Source organism: Aureimonas sp. ME7 (assembly GCF_903970965.1).
GTDB lineage: Bacteria > Pseudomonadota > Alphaproteobacteria > Rhizobiales > Rhizobiaceae > Aureimonas.
In genome coordinates, this window is sequence record NZ_CAJCKW010000014.1 from 1 (window position 1) to 15,417 (window position 15,417).

Consider the following 15,417-nt stretch of genomic DNA (forward strand, 5'->3'; position numbering starts at 1 on the left):
CGCCCGGTCAGTCGCTTTCCGCCGCGGGCTCGCCATCCGCCTCCATCGGCGACGCCCCAGCCCCCAGACCGAAACGCCGCGCCACACCCGGCGCATAGCGCTCAAGATCCCCCCGCAGACGAAACCAAGAAGGGTTCCAAGCTGCATCTGGCGGTCACACCCTCAGGCATCTGTTGGCGCTTCGCGTCACGTCTGCCAAGGCCGAGGATCGCGGCGAGCTCGAACGTCTGACCATCGCGGTGCAGGCATCGATTCGACCAGGACTCCAGCGGTGCGTGAGCAGCCTTGGCTGCAGTGACGCAGGGCATCGACCTTGAGGTCGTCAAGATATGGTCGGCTTCAGACGCTAGAGCAGACTCTGTTTAATCCGGTTCGTATCCGGCGGCGGCGAAGCAGTTGGCGCATTCGGCTGGTGTGAAGGCTGGGATGAGTTCGCCGGTGGTGGTCCAGAGGGCGTCGACGGTTCGCTTGGCGCGGGCGCGCAGCAGTGCCCTCAACTTGGCTAAGGCGTTCTCGATCGGGTTGAAGTCCGGACTGTAAGGCGGCAGGAAGCGCAAGCTGGCGCCGGCCGTCTCGATCGCAACACGCACGCCCTCCGCCCTATGCGCTGGTAGATTGTCCATGACGACGGTGTCTCCAGGCGCGAACGTTGGAACCAGAGCCTGCTCGACATAGGCCAGGAACACCGTGCCGTTCATCGCGCCGTCGTAGACAAACGGCGCGGTCATGCCGGTGAACCGTAAGGCACCAACGAAGGTCGTAGTTTTCCAATGGCCATGCGGCACGCCGGATCGACAGCGCTCGCCTCGCGGTGCCCTGCCGCGCAGCCGCGCCATCTTCGTACTCAACCCGTTCACGAGCCACGGGTCTCTCTCGCCATCGATGAAGACGAGCTTGGTCGGGTCGAGATCGAGTTGGCCGCTTTGCATTCTTCAGAACGAAATCACTCATAAAATTGTGCGATAATATGGATTATGGAACTTTTTTTATATAGCTGAGTGGCGGGCAGCCTTTAGTCTCTTAGCGTTATCATCAAACAGCATATTCGATCGTAAGCCCATCGTACGCAGGTTGGATATTTGGAGGAAGTGTCGAGCAAAGCGTGCCGTAATCGAGCGGTGTGTGCATATGCGTGAGATACGCCTTGGGCACTCCAAGCCGATGGATCCAGCCGACTGCCTCGTCGAGAGAGAAATGGCTGGGATGCGGATTGTATTGAAGCGCATCAATCACGAGACAGCCTGCCCCGGAGATGGCTGTTTGCGCGTCCGCCGGAAGATCGGATACGTCGCTTGAGTAAGCGAAGGGTCCGATCCGGAAACCGTTCGAGGTGATCGCGCCATGCACCTGCGTATAAGGGAGTAACTCGATCTCTCCCCCAGGTCCGCTGATCGAGAATAGCCGGCCCGCCGTTATTTCACAGTGCTGAACGATCGGCGGGTACGAGCTCCCGGTTGGGGTTTGGAAGCAATAGCCGAAGGCTTCGAGCAGCCGCTTATGAGTTGCCGCATCTGCATAGAGATCGATCAGGCTGCGCTGATCCAGGGTATAGCTGCGGACATCGTCGAGACCGTGGATATGGTCAGCGTGTGGGTGTGTGATAACGATGCCGTCGATCCGGTCGACGCCTGCGGAAAGCATCTGCTGTCGAAAATCCGGACCGCAGTCGATGACGATGCGAGTGGTACCCGTGGGCGCTATCAACTCGACCATCGCCGAGCATCTTGTGCGCCGATTGCGCGGGTTTCGTGGGTCGCAGCGTCCCCAATCCCCCGTAATGCGCGGCGTGCCAGGCGACGAACCGCAACCCAAAACGGTCAGACGCAGGAGCCTACTCAAAAGCTCGCGTCCGACCGGGGATCGGGAACCTTGGAGAACAACCGGAAGAAGTTGTCGGTCGTTTGTCGAGCGAAGATCTCTATGTCCTGCTCGAAGGCTGAAGCCAAACTTTCCGCAGTCTTGCGAACAAAGGAAGGCTCGTTTCGTCGGCCCCGAAAAGGCGGCGGCGCGAGATAGGGAGCGTCGGTTTCCACGAGTAGCCGCTCAGGAGGAATCGATCGAGCGATCGCGCGAAGCGCTTCCGAGCTTTTGAACGCGGCGATACCAGAAAAGGATAGATATCCCCCGAGTTCGATACCGATCTCCGCCAGACGCTCGCCTCCTGTGAAGCAGTGAAGAACGAAGGGGAAAGCCCCCCTCCCCACCTCATCGACCAGGATATGCTCCATCTTCGTATCCGCATCGCGCGAGTGGATGATGAGCGGCAGCTGTGACTGGCGAGACGCTTCGATGTGGCGACGGAACACTCGTTCCTGCGTGTCGGCAGGAGCACCGTCGTAGTGGAAATCCAGGCCTGCCTCTCCGATCGCGACCACTTTGGGATGTTGCGCGATTTCCAGAAGCTGCGAAACGGAGATGTCGTTCTCCTCGGCGACGCTCAACGGATGCGTACCCACCGATGCAAAGACGTTGGGATATTTGGACGTCAGAGTTTCGATGCGCGAGAAGCGGGAAACCTTCGTCGAAATCGTAACCATGATGCCGACGCCTTCCAACGTGGCTCTCGCGATTACTTCGTCGCGGTCCGCGTCGAAATCCGGGAAATCGAGATGGCAGTGGCTGTCGACAAGGAATAGATCGGCCATTACGGGGCTTCGGATGCAGGTTCGACATATCGAGGGAAGATACCGCTCGGCGCCGGCAGCGATCGACCCGCTTCCAGGACCTGCCCATGGGATATGGCACCGAAGTCACGCTCGTCCGGGCCAACGCCGAGCAGATCGAGGAGCTTCCCGATCGACGCGGGCATGACGGGCTGTAGAAGAATCCCCACGCGGCGGAGAACCTCGGACGTCACGTAGAGTACCGTCCCCATCCTCACGGGGTCGGTTTTGCGAAGCACCCAAGGCTCTTCCCCCGCGAAGTAGCGGTTCGTCTCGGATACGACGGAGACGATGGCGGCAAGCATCAGATGCAATTCCTGCCTGTCGATCGCAGCACGGCAGCGTTCCAGCAGTTGACCGCTCATTTGCAGTATCGTCAGATCGGCTTGAGTGAACTCGGCTGGTGTCGGCATGCGTCCGTCGCAGTTCTTCGCGATCATGGAGAGCGAGCGTTGCGCCAAGTTTCCGAGATCGTTGGCGAGCTCAGAATTCATCCGCCCTACGATCGCCTCATGCGAGTAGTTGCCATCCTGTCCGAATGGAACTTCGCGAAGCAAAAAATAGCGAAACGGATCGAGACCATAGGTCGCAATCAAGGCAGCCGGGTCGATCACGTTGCCTACGGACTTCGACATCTTCTCTCCACGATTAAAGAGGAATCCGTGAACGAACACTCGCTTCGGCAATGGAAGACCGGCCGATAGAAGGAAAGCCGGCCAGTAGACGGCATGGAAGCGGACAATATCCTTTCCAATGACGTGAAGATCCGCCGGCCAGAAGGCGGACCTTTCCCCCTGCCCTGGAAATCCGGTCGCCGTCAGATAATTCGTCAGGGCGTCGACCCAGACATACATGACGTGGCTTTCATCCTCTGGAACGGGAATGCCCCAATCGAAGGTCGTTCGAGAAATCGAAAGATCCTTCAATCCAGATTTGACGAACGAGATGATTTCGTTTCGACGCTCGTTGGGCCCAATGAAATCCGGGTTGTCTTCGTAATGGCGCAGGAGACGATCGGCAAAATCCGACAACCTGAAGAAATAGCTTTCCTCGGCCACCCATTCGACGGGCGACCCTTGCGGACCGATCCGAGTGCCCGTTTCCGTCAGACGTGTTTCTTCCTCGGCATAATAGGCTTCGTCGCGAACCGAATACCAACCGGCATAGGAGTCCTTATAGATATCGCCGGCCTGTGCCATCCGGCGCCAGATTTCCTGGCTCGCTGCTCGATGGCGCTCCTCCGTCGTGCGGATGAAGTCGTCGTTCGAACTCGCGAGCTGGCGCCCCATTTCCTGAAACTCCGCCGAGTTTCGGTCCGCCAGTTCCAGCGGTGACAGCCCGAGGTTTCGTGCCGTCTGCAGCATCTTGATGCCGTGCTCGTCCGTCCCCGTCAGGAATAGGACGTCGTAACCGTCCAGACGCTTGAAACGCGCTATGACATCCGTTGCGATCAGTTCGTAAGCGTGTCCGATATGAGGACGCCCGTTCGGATACGAGATCGCGGTCGTAAGATAGAATCGTTCAGCCATATCGCGTCTTCTACGGGTGTTGTCTGCATGTGGAGATAGCCCATGCCGGTCGCTCACTCAACGAACGCAGAACGGAACGTTCGGTGGCTTCACGATGCTCGCGCTTGTTCCAGATTGCGAAAGAAGGTCAGGACGATCTGCTTCCTGTCGATGTTGTAGGCGAGCGCATCCGTCCACCTTCGGCTTTCGCTTTCCCACAAACAGGATATCTTCGAAGCCTTCGACAAGTGCTGCTCATTCAGCGCGATCCTAGCTTCCTCCGCCAGAACGCCGAAGATGCCGGTTTCGAACAACGTCCAAACCGCTTCCCTCCCCTTGCCGCCGACGGCCTCCGCAACTGTTTGAACCTCTGTCCAATCGACCGGTCCTGTAGCGAACAGCCGTCGAACAGTCTCGGCAATTTCGCTGCCGCCCGACAGCTGAAGTTGCAGGGCGTCGCGCAGCCTCCCATCGGCGGACTGCGCTGATGCACTCACGTTGGAAGCGCCAGGCCCTAGTAGTTGATGGAGCCCGCTTTCGACCTGTCTCGCGGACAAGAGATCCAGCCGTAGAACGCGACAACGGGAGCGGATGGTAGGTAGGATTCGCCCGGGAAGATGGTTCACGAGAAGGAATATCGACCGAGGCGGCGGTTCCTCGAGGATCTTGAGGAGGGCATTTGCCGCATTCCGGTTCAGATCGTCCACCGGATCGATGATGGCGATCCGCCACCCGGAAGGCGCGGTCGATTGAAAGAAGTGCTGCAGGCGGCGAATTTCGTCGACCGTAATCTGCGTCTTGAAACCGTCCCCGCGATCGGCTTCCGCCCGTCGTATATGGACAACGTTGGGATGGGCGCCCGATGCGATCTGACGGAAAATAGGGTTCGACGCCTCGAACATCCTCCGATCGTCAATCTGCTCCCAGACCGCGCCTAGAAGATGCCGTGCGAATCCGAAGGCCATCGTGGCCTTTCCGATGCCCAAGGGCCCTTGGATCAGCCACGCGTGATGCATTCGTCCGCTTCGAGTAGCGGCCACCAGATCCTCCCAGGCCTGCACATGTCCGATGGCGAATGGAGTAGCACTGGGAGGTGGGACCCCGTCGATATCGTCGAATCCGGCTTTGGTTTCGACGCTCATCGCAGCCCTTCGACATCGCTATTGCGCATCCCGACGGCTCGAACGATATCGAACCGCTCGCGCATCACCCCTGCGATCTCCGCCGCAACGACATCTTCGTCACGGCTTGCGTCGATAAGAACGCAGCGCTCCGGTTCCGCATGCGCAATGGACAAGAACGCCAGTCTTCGATTTTCTTGCGTTGCGTGATCGTCCTTCTCGAAGCGGTCCGGCGCGTCCAGGCCCCGCCGCCGCGCCGTACGCTTCAAACTGATCTCGAGCGGGACATCCAGAACAAAGGTCACGTCCGGCATCAAACCGGCGACCGTTGCCATCTGCAGTTCGGTCAGGAATGCGGCGTCCGCCTGCGGGTCGGTGCCTTGATAGGCACGCGTCGAGTCGATGAAGCGGTCGCAAAGGACAAATGCACCGGACGCCAGAGACGGTTCGATGAGACTTCGAATGTGGTCGTACCGTGCAGCCGCAAAGAGAATGGCTTCCGTCTCAGTCCCGAGCGATTGGGCAACGCCATTCAGAACGATTTCCCGGATGGCGTCCGCGCCGGGAGAACCTCCCGGTTCGCGGGTCGTAACCACCCGAATCCCGCCGTCCGCCAGCATAGCTGCCAAGCGAGCGATCTGAGACGTTTTTCCGCTTCCGTCGGCGCCCTCGAACGTTACGAACCGGCCGCGCGGCGGCAAAATGAGATCGCGTGACTGCTGCGTCAAAGACTTCGAATCCAACCGAATGCCAGTTCGCTAACGGCGCCGGCGGCTCGGCTCGAGAAAGTCCCTCCCCCAATATCCGCACCGGCGATCAGGTCGCGTGCCAAAGAATGCTGGCCTGCGATTTCGATGTTCAGCACCCCCAGCTTCTGTCCCTTTTCGATCGGCGCCATCAGCGGAGCGTCGTACTGCACCGTAGCCTTCACCAAGTCTGATCGAGCAATGGGAATGAGTGCCGATAGATCCTCGGAGAGCACGAGCGGAACGGACTGTACAACTCCCCCAAAGACCGGCGCTTCGGCGACAGGAACAGCCGCCTTGAACAGGACGCTCCTCTCGAAGCTCGTCTGCGCCCATCCGAACAGCTTCGCGGCTTCGCGAACTCGCAACGGCTCGCTCTCAACTCCGGCCATCGCCATAATGGTCGTCCGTCCATCTCGCGTCGCGGCTCCGACAAGCGCAAATCCGCCTTCCGGGGAGAAGCCGGCCACCATCCCCGAGGCCCCGTCGACGGATCCAAGCAAGGGGTTTCGGTTGCGCTGGCGAATCTTGTTCCACTCGAAATCGGGCTGCGAGTACAGGGCGTACCAATCGGGGTAGGTTTGGAACACGTGCCGTCCCAATACGGCCATATCCTCAGCGGTGACTTCCTGGCCCTCCTGCGGAAGGCCAGTGGAATTGACGAAACGACTGCCCATCATCCCGAGTTCGGTCGCGCGTTGATTCATGAGGGCGGCAAACCCTGCGTCGGTTCCCCCGATCCGTTCGGCAAGAATCAGGGCGGCGTCGTTGGCGGCCTGAACGGTCAGGCCCTGCGCCAGAGCGTCGACAGGGATCTGCGAGCGAACGGACGCAAACATCGTGGCCGTGCGAGATGGCGCTCCGCCCGTTCTCCAGGCATGGTCCGATACCGGAAGGGCGGCTTCAGGCGCAAGTTCACCTGTTTTGAGTGCCCCGAACACGATCTCCGCCGTCATCAACTTCGCAAGCGACGCTGGCGGAAATGGTGCGGAGCCATTCTTGTCCAGCAGGATCGCGCCGGTATCGGCATCCATGAGGACGACGACTTTAGCCGCCGTTTCAGGCGGAAAATCCGCAACCTGCCCCTGCGACAGAGCCGTTGAAACCGGCAGGAGCGATAAGACGCCCCACACCAGGAGAGACAATCGGAAACTCGGAACAGATCGCATGGAAACCCAAAGGCCGAAGCGTGATCACATCCTAAGACGATGGCGATGTTCCGCGAAGGGCCAAATCTGACGCGATCGCAACAAGGCGTCAGTGTTGATCCGTTTTGAGCACGAACGCGTCGCTTGCACCGGCCGACCAGATTTCTTGCAGGATTCCGTCGGCATCCTGCCCTGCACGCAGATCCACCGCCAGCGACGTTCGGCCGCCGGTTTTCTCTTCCCGCATGACGCCGCGATCTCCCAGGAGGTCGCTGACCCGAGCCAACACCCCGAAATCATCGATTTCGCCGATCTCGATCGTTTCCCGCATGCCAACGCCCGACATGATCTGCGAGAGTGCAAGATGCGATCCCAGCTTCGGCTCATCCGAAGCGAACGATAGAAGCGCGTTGCGTGACAGGGGAACGGGGACTGCCGCTCGATCGTAGGTTTGGATCAGATCCTCGATCGACGGCGTGCGCATGGACGGCTTCGCCGCCGGCGTCGCGCGAGGCTGCGCGACGGCCTTCTTCGACGTGAAGAGCGAGGCGAGCAATGTCGGCTCGGCGGGTTTGCGCGATGCGATCATCACTCCGGAAGGCAAGCCGCTGTCGATCGCGCGACCATCGCCCGGTCGGAAGGACGCCATAAGCATACGCGTGTCGTCGCCTTCGAGGGGCGCGCGGCCGACATATTCCACCTTCACGTCGGCTATGCCGTCGTTCTTAAACGCCAGAACTTCTGCCGCCTTCGCCGATACGTCGAGCACCCGGTCGTGCATATAGGGTCCGCGGTCGTTGACCCGAACCAGTACGGAATTGCCGTTCGCCTTGTTGGTGACGCGCGCGTAGGACGGCAGCGGAAAGGTCGGATGCGCGGCCGACAGATGGTACATGTCGTAGACTTCGCCGTTGGCGGTCAGCCGCCCGTGGAAGTTTGCGCCGTACCAGGATGCCGTGCCGCTCTTGACGTATCCCGGCTCTTCCTTGGGATAATACCACTTCCCTCGAACGACGTAGGGCTTACCCGTCTGATCGCGCCCCCCGCCTTTCGGCACGGTCTTCGATCGCGTCACGCGCGGACTGGCTTTGACACCGAAAATGCTGGAGCTGAAGATCGGAGCGTCGTCCTCGGGGGCCAGCTCGTCATGCGTCGAAGACGAAGTGGACTGGCACCCTGCCAGAGCCATCGACGCAGTGACGAACAAACCGAGCTTCGCCACCCGGCCACGTCCGGTTTCCCGCATCATCTACGCCCCCACTCTCGAACTCACGCGGTCGATCGAACCCATCATGAGATGCGATAACTGACGGGGAGACGTTATCAACTCATGAACGGAAGGCAAGTGAGCGGCACATACGACGTGTATCGATGCAGCCAGCCCGCTCTGCCCATCTTCGAACACAAACCTTAACGGTTGGTGGCGATACCGCTCATCCCGTGTAGGATGGGATGGGGACGTACCGACGCTGATAGAGCGCCGCTCGAGGTTTCTCCGATAAAACGTTCCGTGACCGGCGTACGGAGCCTTCGCTTCTTGAGGTCTGAGATGCCGAAGACGACGAAGAACAGCGATGCTGAGTGAGCCCGAGCGCGCCCGCCAGGCCCAGAAGACATGCCCTAAGGTAGCGAGCCAAAGCGAAACGCCTTGGCAAGAAATCTCGGATCACGTTGATTTCCATCACAGCTAGAGCGCATAAGACTGTCACCGCCAACGGTTTCTGCTCGAGGTTTATCGGCGTGCTATCATCCAACGCGTCTGCACCTTGGGGCTACCCGTACCGCCGCCTCGCCCGCACGTGATTGCTTGCCCCGTGACAGTGGAGAGCTCGGCGGCCACCGCCCCGGCCTCCTGGTCTGGAAGAGAAAATCTACCGAAAAACGCTAACTGAGCTTTGGCGGATGGGGTGAGATTCGAACTCACGGTACGGTTCCCCGCACGGCGGTTTTCAAGACCGCTGCCTTAAACCACTCGGCCACCCATCCGTGTCCGGTCGATTAGAAGGTTCACGTTGCGATCGCAAGGAAAAGTCGCGCTCGCCGGGATGTTCATCGCGCGATCGTCAGGATGGAGATGCCGGTAGTGGACCGACCTTCCAGTGCGCTATGGGCAGCTTGCGCTTCGTGCAACGGGAAGGACTGGCCGATACGAGGCTTCACCGCGCCGCTGCGAACCACGTCGAACAGAGCGCTCGCGGAAGTATCGAGTTCCGCCCTTGTCGCCGTATAGCCGAAGAGGCTCGGGCGCGTGGCGTAGAGCGATCCCTTCTGATTCAGGAGGGCGAGATCGAAGTTGGCGATGACGCCGGACGACTGACCGAAGCTGACGAAAAGGCCACGCCGTTTGAGACAATCCAGACTTCCTGGATAGGTGTCGCGGCCGACCGAGTCGTAGACCACATCGCATTTCTCGCCCTTCGTGATCTCCCGCACACGTTCGACGAAGTTCTCCGTGCGGTAGTTCACGACGTGATCGTATCCATGCTCCAAGGCGAGATCCGCCTTCTCGTCGGATCCTACGGTGCCGATCACCGTGGCACCCAGATGCTTGGCCCACTGTCCGGCGATCAACCCGACACCGCCAGCGGCCGCATGGATGAGAATCGTATGGTCGGGACCGACCGGAAACGTGCGGCGCAGGAGGTATTCACTCGTCATGCCCTTCAACATGACGCCTGCAGCGATCTCGTCATCGACCCCATCGGGAATTTTGACGGCAATGGCGGCGGGAACGTTGACTTCCTCGCTGTAGGTTCCGTTGGCACCGCTATAGGCGACACGATCGCCTACCGCGAAGTCAGTCACCTCGGGACCGAGCTGGGTGACGACACCGGCGCCTTCCTTGCCGGGGACGAACGGGAAGGACGGTGCTTTGTAGGTCCCGTCCCGGAAATATACGTCGATGAAGTTCAGTCCGGCGGCGGACTGCCGGACCCGCAACTCGCCCGGTGCAGGTGCCGCGATGTCATGCTCCTGCCAACGGAGCACATCCGGCCCACCGATCCGTTCGACGACGATCGCGTGATTCATTTGTCAGATCTCCTGCGCCGCTTTGCGTCCGCGAACGCGATCCACCAACTGAAGGATTCCGCCGATCGAAAAAAGGTATAGGGCCGACAACAGGATGCCGGCTCGCAGCCAGACCGGTGAATCGAACGAATACAACATCGCAAGAATGCCGAGCGCACACCAGACACCGAGGATGGAGAGGTTCAGAAGGCGCAACCGTTCGACACGTACGGGATGGAGGAACTTGATCGGCAGGAAGGTGGCGATCGAGCACAGCACCACGAAGACGAAGGCGGTCCATTCGTTCGGCGTTGCGGCAAACAGCGTGAAGACCACCATATTCCACGTCACGGGGAAGCCGCGGAAGAAATTGTCCTTCGTCTTCATGCGCGTGTCGGCATAGTAGACGGCGCTAGTGATAACGATGAGCGCCGCAGCGACGAAGGACAGCGGCCGTCCGATCATCCCGGACTGATAAAGGGCGAACGCGGGAATCAGGACATAGGTTGAGTAGTCGATAATCGAGTCCAGCATGTCGCCGGACCAGTTCGGCAACCGTCGCTTGATGTCCACCTTGCGCGCGATCGGACCGTCGATCCCATCCACGAACAGTGCGAGCCCGAGCCAGGCAAACATGTCGACCCAGTGACGCTCGGCCGCGGCGATGATGGACATGAACGCCCAGAACGCGCCGCTCGCCGTCAGGAGGTGGACGGAGAACGCGCGCCACTGCATGAAATTCGTTTCCACTTCGCCCGTCGCTCTTCGTATATCGATCTGCGTTCAGTTAACGCAGGCTCCGCGCCATTGCCATCCACACCCTCTCCGGTATGTCCCGAAAGTGTTGAAAGCTTTCGCGTCCATTCCCACCGGCGTGAGAGCGGAAAGGAAATGCCCATGGAAACGTCGCGATACGAAGTGGCGGTCGTCGGCGGCGGATTGACGGGTTCCATCGCTGCGCTCGCCTTTGCCGAAGCCGGGTTCGATACGCTTCACCTTGCGCCCAAGGCGTCGACGGACGGGCGTTCCACGGCCCTCTTCGGTCGATCGCTCAAGCTGCTTGGACGGCTTGGCGTTCTCGATCGGCTGAGTGGACTCGAACAGCCGATGTTCGCCATGCGGCTGATCGACGACACACGTCGGCTGCTTCGGGCGCCACCGATCGAGTTCCGTGCGTCGGAGGTCGGCCTCCCATCTTTCGGGATCAACGCCTTGAACGCGGACCTCCTCGCCGCGATCGCGCAACAAGGTTCGGACTTCTCGCAGCATCTCACCGTCGTGCGGATGGCCTTGAGCGATATCGGTATACAGGGTGATCGCGCGACGATCGAAACGGAAGACGGCCGGCGCTTCGCCTGTCGCCTTCTCGTCGGATCGGACGGACGGGCGTCGAAGGTTCGAGAGAAAGCCGGGATCACCACGCGCTCGTGGGCCTATCCGCAAACGGCCATTGTCCTGAACTTCCGGCATGAACGCGACCACCACGGGGTTTCGACCGAGTTCCATACGCCATCTGGACCGTTCACGCAGGTTCCCCTTTCCGGCCATCGCTCGTCGCTCGTATGGGTAGAGACGCCCGCGGAAGCCGCGCGTCTGGTGGCGCTTCCCGCCGATGACCTCGGGGTGGAGATCGAAAAGCGTCTCCACTCGATCCTCGGCAAGGTGACGATCGACTCCAAGGTCCAGACATTCCCCCTGTCCGGCAGCACCGCAAACCGCCTGACCGCCGATCGCACGGCGCTCGTCGGAGAAGCGGCGCACGTGTTTCCTCCGATCGGCGCGCAGGGGTTGAACCTCGGTCTGCGCGACGTGGACGATCTGATCGAAGCGGCTATTCAGAACCGGGACGATCCGGGCGGGTCTCGCATGCTGAACGCCTACGAGCGCAGTCGTAGCGTCGACGTGCGCTCGCGCTCGCTGGCTGTCGATCTCTTGAACCGCTCTTTGCTGACGAGCATGCTCCCCGTTCAGGCGATCCGAGCGCTTGGTCTAGGGGCGCTCGGCCGCTGGCCGGCGCTTCGGCATACGATCATGCGGGAAGGCGTAGAGCCCGGTTCGGCGCTGCGTTCCGCGCTGTCGAGGTTGCGCCCGGCCTTGCCGGAGCGGCGTTCTTCCCGGTAAGGGGCTTTATGAGTTCCAGCCAATCCAAGACGGCGCGTTTCTTCATCGGCCAGATCGTACGCCACCGGATCTTTCCGTTTCGCGGCGTGATCTTCGACGTCGATCCCGAGTTCGACAACACGGACGAATGGTACGAGTCCATTCCCGAGCACATGCGACCGCGAAAGGACCAGCCGTTCTATCACCTGTTCGCCGAAAACGCGGAAACGGAATACGTCGCCTACGTGTCGGAGCAGAATTTGCTGCCCGATGAAGCGGGTGGCCCGGTGCGCCACCCGCAGGTGGAGGAAATCTTCGACGGTCCGGAGGACGGCATGTACCGGCTGAAGGAACTCCACCTGAACTGACGCGCCTACGAAAACGGCGGCCCCGAAGGACCGCCGTAGAATGCCTCATAGCGCGAAACGAAGCCGCTTACTGAGCCGGTGCTTCCTTGGCCTTGGTCTGCGCGTCCTCGAAACGCTGGCGCCGCGCTTCGGCTTGGCTTTGCAGGGCCTCGTTCAGCTGCTGCTGGCGCTGGGCGAGTTCGGGCTCGGCACGGGCCGGGCCGTCATAGGCCTGGGTGAAGCCGGCGAGCGTGACGTTGATCGGGTTCGGCTGGCGCTGGAAGTTCACGGACGTGACCTTCAGAACCTTGCCCTTCTTCATCGAAGCGACGACGGCGTCCGACAGCTCGACCTCCGCGATGCAGCGGTCGGGGAAGCAGACCGAGTAGTTCAGCGCCTGCGGCTTGTTCTCGTCGATCTGCAGCTGGACGCCGGCCGGGATCACCCGGCCCGTCGGCACCACGGCCTGGAGAACCTTCTGCGTCACCTTGCCGGAAACGTTGATGAGGTTCACGGCGGTGATCAGCTGACGGGTGTCGGCGATCATCGTGTACTGCGTGTTGCAGATGTTGTTGTCGCCCTGCTTGGAGCAGACCTTGAACCACTCGGCCGGGGGCACCTGCTGGGCAACCGCTCCCGTGGCCGGGACTGCGGCAAGGAGGGCCAAGCCGGCAATCGTAGCGGCGCGCTCGCGGGCGTTGAAGCGGATTCTCACGGGTGTTGCTTCCTTCCTGGGTTCGACACGAATGTCGTGGGTCGGCGATCTCTTAGCGGCCTGTGCGGTCGTCTGCAAATACGGCCGTTTGAAGACCTGCGCGAAGCTTGCGCGGCGCTGGCCGGAGGTAGGCAAACCCATGCCGCTTCGTTAGTTTCCCGCTCGAAATGGAAGGAGTGCAGGCGGCATGAGGTGGTTTCGCTCGAGTAGGGCTTCGCGGGATCGGCGGCTTTCCAAGACGCTGTTGCTGGGCGCCGCGTGCCTCGTCACGATCGGAACCGAATATGCCCGAGCCGAGCCGACCCATGCGATCGCCATGCAGGGGGAACCTGCCCTGCCCGCCGGCTTCGATCACTTCCCCTATGCTGATCCGGCCGCGCCGAAAGGCGGGCGCATGGTCTACGGGGTGTTCGGAGATTTCGACAACCTCAACCCGGTCAGCGTTCGCGGCGCGCTGACGACGGCACGCGGCATCTTCGCCGATCCCGAGTTCGGCAATCTCGTCTACGAGCCGTTGATGCAACGCTCGGTCGATGAGGCCTTCACCTTCTACCCTTTGATCGCAAAAAGCGTCGAAACCGATGAGGAACGGACGTTCGTCGAGTTCCAGCTCGATCCGGCAGCCCGCTTTTCCGACGGCCGCACCATACGGCCGGAGGATGTGATCGCCACCGCCGATCTCCTGCGGGTCCAGGGCAGCGTCCGGCCGCAATATTCGAACTGGCTGTCCAAGGTCGAGAGCGTCGCGCGCGCCGAGCCGAACGGGGTTCGCTTCACCTTCAACGACAAGGCCGACCGCGAACTACCGCTGCTTCTCGCCGGGCTGCCCGTTCTGCCCGAAGGGAGCTTCGACGCCGAGACGATCAGCCGAACCACCATCGCCAAACCCATCGGCTCCGGTCCCTATCTCGTGGATCGAGTGGAGCCCGGGCAGCGCATCGTGTATCGTCGCAACCCGGATTATTGGGCGAAGGACCTGCCGTCCAAGCGCGGTCTCGACAACCATGACGAGATCGTCGTCGAGTACTACCGCGATCAGAACGCCCAGTTCGAGGCGTTCAAGAAGGGCCTGTCCTCCGTCTACCTCTACCAGCAGCCGAACCCGCGCCATTGGCGCACGGCCTACGACTTTCCGGCTGTGGCGGAAGGGCGTGTGGTCAAGGACGTGTTCCCGACAGGCCGTCCCGCCAATCTCAACGCCTTCTTCTTCAACGCCCGCCGTCCGGTCTTCGCCGACCCGAAGGTTCGCGAAGCGCTGGCCATGCTGTTCGATTTCGAATGGGCCAACGCCAATCTCTTCTACGGGGCCTATACGCGGCTTGCAGGTTTCTTCGACAACAGCGAGCTGTCGAGCATCGGTCGCCCCGCCAATACGCGTGAGCGCCGGCTGCTCTCGCCCTACGAAGCGTCCATCGACCCTTCGGTCCTCGATGGATCGTGGCAGCCGCCGGTGAGCGATGGTTCCGGTGCGGACCGGATCATCCTCAAGCAGGCGTTCGATCGCTTGCGCGCTCAAGGTTTCACGCTACAAGGCTCGCGGCTCGTTGATGCGGATGGCGCGCCGCTTGCCTTCGAGATTCTGGTCCAGTCCACCGACCAGCAGCGGATCGCGCTTGGCTGGGCGCGCACGCTATCCCGCATTGGCGTTTCGGCGACCGTTCGACAGGTGGATGACGCGCAGTATCAGAAGCGCAAGCAAAGCTTCGACTACGATGTCCTGATTTCGGCGTTCAGCGGCACGCTGTCGCCCGGCGCAGAACAGGTCAACCGCTGGGGCTCCATCGCGAAGGACCGGCCGGGTTCGTTCAACTATGCCGGCGTCGCGGATGCCGGCGTGGACGCGCTGATTGCCGACATGACGGCGGCGCGCACGCGCGAGGACTTCGTGTCCGCCGTCAGGGCCTACGACCGCCTTCTGATTTCGGGCCACTACGTCGTGCCGCTGTACTACGTGCCGGAGCAGTGGATGGCGCGCTGGGACTATGTGCGCCACCCCGCGGTGACGCCGCTGACGGGCTACTACCTGCCCGCCTTCTGGATCGGCGACAGCAAGAGCTGAA

13 protein-coding genes, 1 tRNA gene and 1 pseudogene are annotated in these 15,417 nt (G+C 61.2%); 3 read left to right on the forward strand and 12 right to left on the reverse strand.

Annotation, left to right across the window (positions count from 1 at the left end; translation table 11 throughout):
* Positions 1 to 362: 362 nt before the first annotated feature.
* The 11 genes and pseudogenes from H7A85_RS17955 to pcsA all read right to left on the reverse strand — a co-directional run.
* Positions 363 to 920 (reverse strand): annotated as a pseudogene (locus H7A85_RS17955) (IS630 family transposase); the annotation flags it as partial.
* Between the two features lie 112 nt (positions 921 to 1,032).
* Positions 1,033 to 1,713, reverse strand: coding sequence for an MBL fold metallo-hydrolase (locus H7A85_RS17960; RefSeq protein WP_348519704.1), 681 nt, complete (start codon positions 1,711 to 1,713; stop codon positions 1,033 to 1,035).
* A gap of 122 nt (positions 1,714 to 1,835) precedes the next feature.
* Positions 1,836 to 2,645, reverse strand: a complete 810-nt coding sequence (locus H7A85_RS17965) for a TatD family hydrolase (protein ID WP_182421900.1) — start codon at positions 2,643 to 2,645, stop codon at positions 1,836 to 1,838.
* The gene (metG, locus tag H7A85_RS17970; protein WP_182421901.1) at positions 2,645 to 4,192 is read right to left on the reverse strand and encodes a methionine--tRNA ligase; all 1,548 of its coding nucleotides are present in this window, start codon (positions 4,190 to 4,192) and stop codon (positions 2,645 to 2,647) included. Before metG ends, H7A85_RS17965 begins: the two co-directional genes overlap by 1 nt.
* Positions 4,193 to 4,281: 89 nt before the next feature.
* Positions 4,282 to 5,313, reverse strand: coding sequence for a DNA polymerase III subunit delta' (locus tag H7A85_RS17975; protein ID WP_182421902.1), 1,032 nt, complete (start codon positions 5,311 to 5,313; stop codon positions 4,282 to 4,284).
* The gene (gene tmk / locus H7A85_RS17980; RefSeq protein WP_244631266.1) at positions 5,310 to 6,020 is read right to left on the reverse strand and encodes a dTMP kinase; all 711 of its coding nucleotides are present in this window, start codon (positions 6,018 to 6,020) and stop codon (positions 5,310 to 5,312) included. Before tmk ends, H7A85_RS17975 begins: the two co-directional genes overlap by 4 nt.
* Positions 6,017 to 7,183 (reverse strand): D-alanyl-D-alanine carboxypeptidase family protein, encoded by a 1,167-nt coding sequence (locus tag H7A85_RS17985; protein WP_244631267.1) that lies wholly within the window; start codon positions 7,181 to 7,183, stop codon positions 6,017 to 6,019. Before H7A85_RS17985 ends, tmk begins: the two co-directional genes overlap by 4 nt.
* A gap of 112 nt (positions 7,184 to 7,295) precedes the next feature.
* Positions 7,296 to 8,435, reverse strand: a complete 1,140-nt coding sequence (locus tag H7A85_RS17990) for a septal ring lytic transglycosylase RlpA family protein (protein ID WP_182421904.1) — start codon at positions 8,433 to 8,435, stop codon at positions 7,296 to 7,298.
* A 647-nt stretch (positions 8,436 to 9,082) separates the two neighbouring features.
* Positions 9,083 to 9,172 (reverse strand) — tRNA-Ser (locus tag H7A85_RS17995).
* A gap of 63 nt (positions 9,173 to 9,235) precedes the next feature.
* Positions 9,236 to 10,216, reverse strand: a complete 981-nt coding sequence (locus tag H7A85_RS18000; protein ID WP_182421905.1) for a quinone oxidoreductase — start codon at positions 10,214 to 10,216, stop codon at positions 9,236 to 9,238.
* Positions 10,217 to 10,219: 3 nt separating this feature from the next.
* Complete coding sequence (pcsA, locus tag H7A85_RS18005) at positions 10,220 to 10,930, reverse strand: phosphatidylcholine synthase (RefSeq protein ID WP_182421906.1); 711 nt, start codon at positions 10,928 to 10,930, stop codon at positions 10,220 to 10,222.
* A 162-nt stretch (positions 10,931 to 11,092) separates the two neighbouring features.
* On the opposite strand from pcsA, the gene H7A85_RS18010 reads away from it, so the two are divergent.
* On the forward strand, positions 11,093 to 12,316 hold the full coding sequence (locus H7A85_RS18010; RefSeq protein WP_182421907.1) for a UbiH/UbiF family hydroxylase: 1,224 nt from the start codon (positions 11,093 to 11,095) through the stop codon (positions 12,314 to 12,316).
* Between the two features lie 8 nt (positions 12,317 to 12,324).
* A complete protein-coding gene (gene hspQ / locus H7A85_RS18015; RefSeq protein ID WP_182421908.1) occupies positions 12,325 to 12,663 on the forward strand; it encodes a heat shock protein HspQ in 339 nt (112 codons plus the stop codon).
* Between the two features lie 67 nt (positions 12,664 to 12,730).
* Here hspQ and H7A85_RS18020 read toward each other — a convergent pair whose 3' ends face one another.
* Positions 12,731 to 13,351 carry an invasion associated locus B family protein gene (locus H7A85_RS18020; protein ID WP_244631274.1) on the reverse strand — a complete coding sequence of 207 codons (621 nt, stop codon included), beginning with the start codon at positions 13,349 to 13,351 and terminating at the stop codon, positions 12,731 to 12,733.
* A gap of 322 nt (positions 13,352 to 13,673) precedes the next feature.
* On the opposite strand from H7A85_RS18020, the gene H7A85_RS18025 reads away from it, so the two are divergent.
* On the forward strand, positions 13,674 to 15,416 hold the full coding sequence (locus H7A85_RS18025; RefSeq protein WP_182421963.1) for an extracellular solute-binding protein: 1,743 nt from the start codon (positions 13,674 to 13,676) through the stop codon (positions 15,414 to 15,416).
* Position 15,417 lies beyond the last annotated feature (1 nt).

Bases quoted from the DNA above. Each gene is read 5' to 3' on its own strand.
- H7A85_RS17960 (WP_348519704.1), bottom strand. From the start codon at position 1,713: ATGGTCGAGTTGATAGCGCCCACGGGTACCACTCGCATCGTCATCGAC.
- H7A85_RS17965 (WP_182421900.1), bottom strand. From the start codon at position 2,645: ATGGCCGATCTATTCCTTGTCGACAGCCACTGCCATCTCGATTTCCCG.
- metG (WP_182421901.1), bottom strand. From the start codon at position 4,192: ATGGCTGAACGATTCTATCTTACGACCGCGATCTCGTATCCGAACGGG.
- H7A85_RS17975 (WP_182421902.1), bottom strand. From the start codon at position 5,313: ATGAGCGTCGAAACCAAAGCCGGATTCGACGATATCGACGGGGTCCCA.
- H7A85_RS17990 (WP_182421904.1), bottom strand. From the start codon at position 8,435: ATGATGCGGGAAACCGGACGTGGCCGGGTGGCGAAGCTCGGTTTGTTC.
- H7A85_RS18000 (WP_182421905.1), bottom strand. From the start codon at position 10,216: ATGAATCACGCGATCGTCGTCGAACGGATCGGTGGGCCGGATGTGCTC.
- pcsA (WP_182421906.1), bottom strand. From the start codon at position 10,930: ATGCAGTGGCGCGCGTTCTCCGTCCACCTCCTGACGGCGAGCGGCGCG.
- H7A85_RS18010 (WP_182421907.1), top strand. From the start codon at position 11,093: ATGGAAACGTCGCGATACGAAGTGGCGGTCGTCGGCGGCGGATTGACG.
- hspQ (WP_182421908.1), top strand. From the start codon at position 12,325: ATGAGTTCCAGCCAATCCAAGACGGCGCGTTTCTTCATCGGCCAGATC.
- H7A85_RS18025 (WP_182421963.1), top strand. From the start codon at position 13,674: ATGCAGGGGGAACCTGCCCTGCCCGCCGGCTTCGATCACTTCCCCTAT.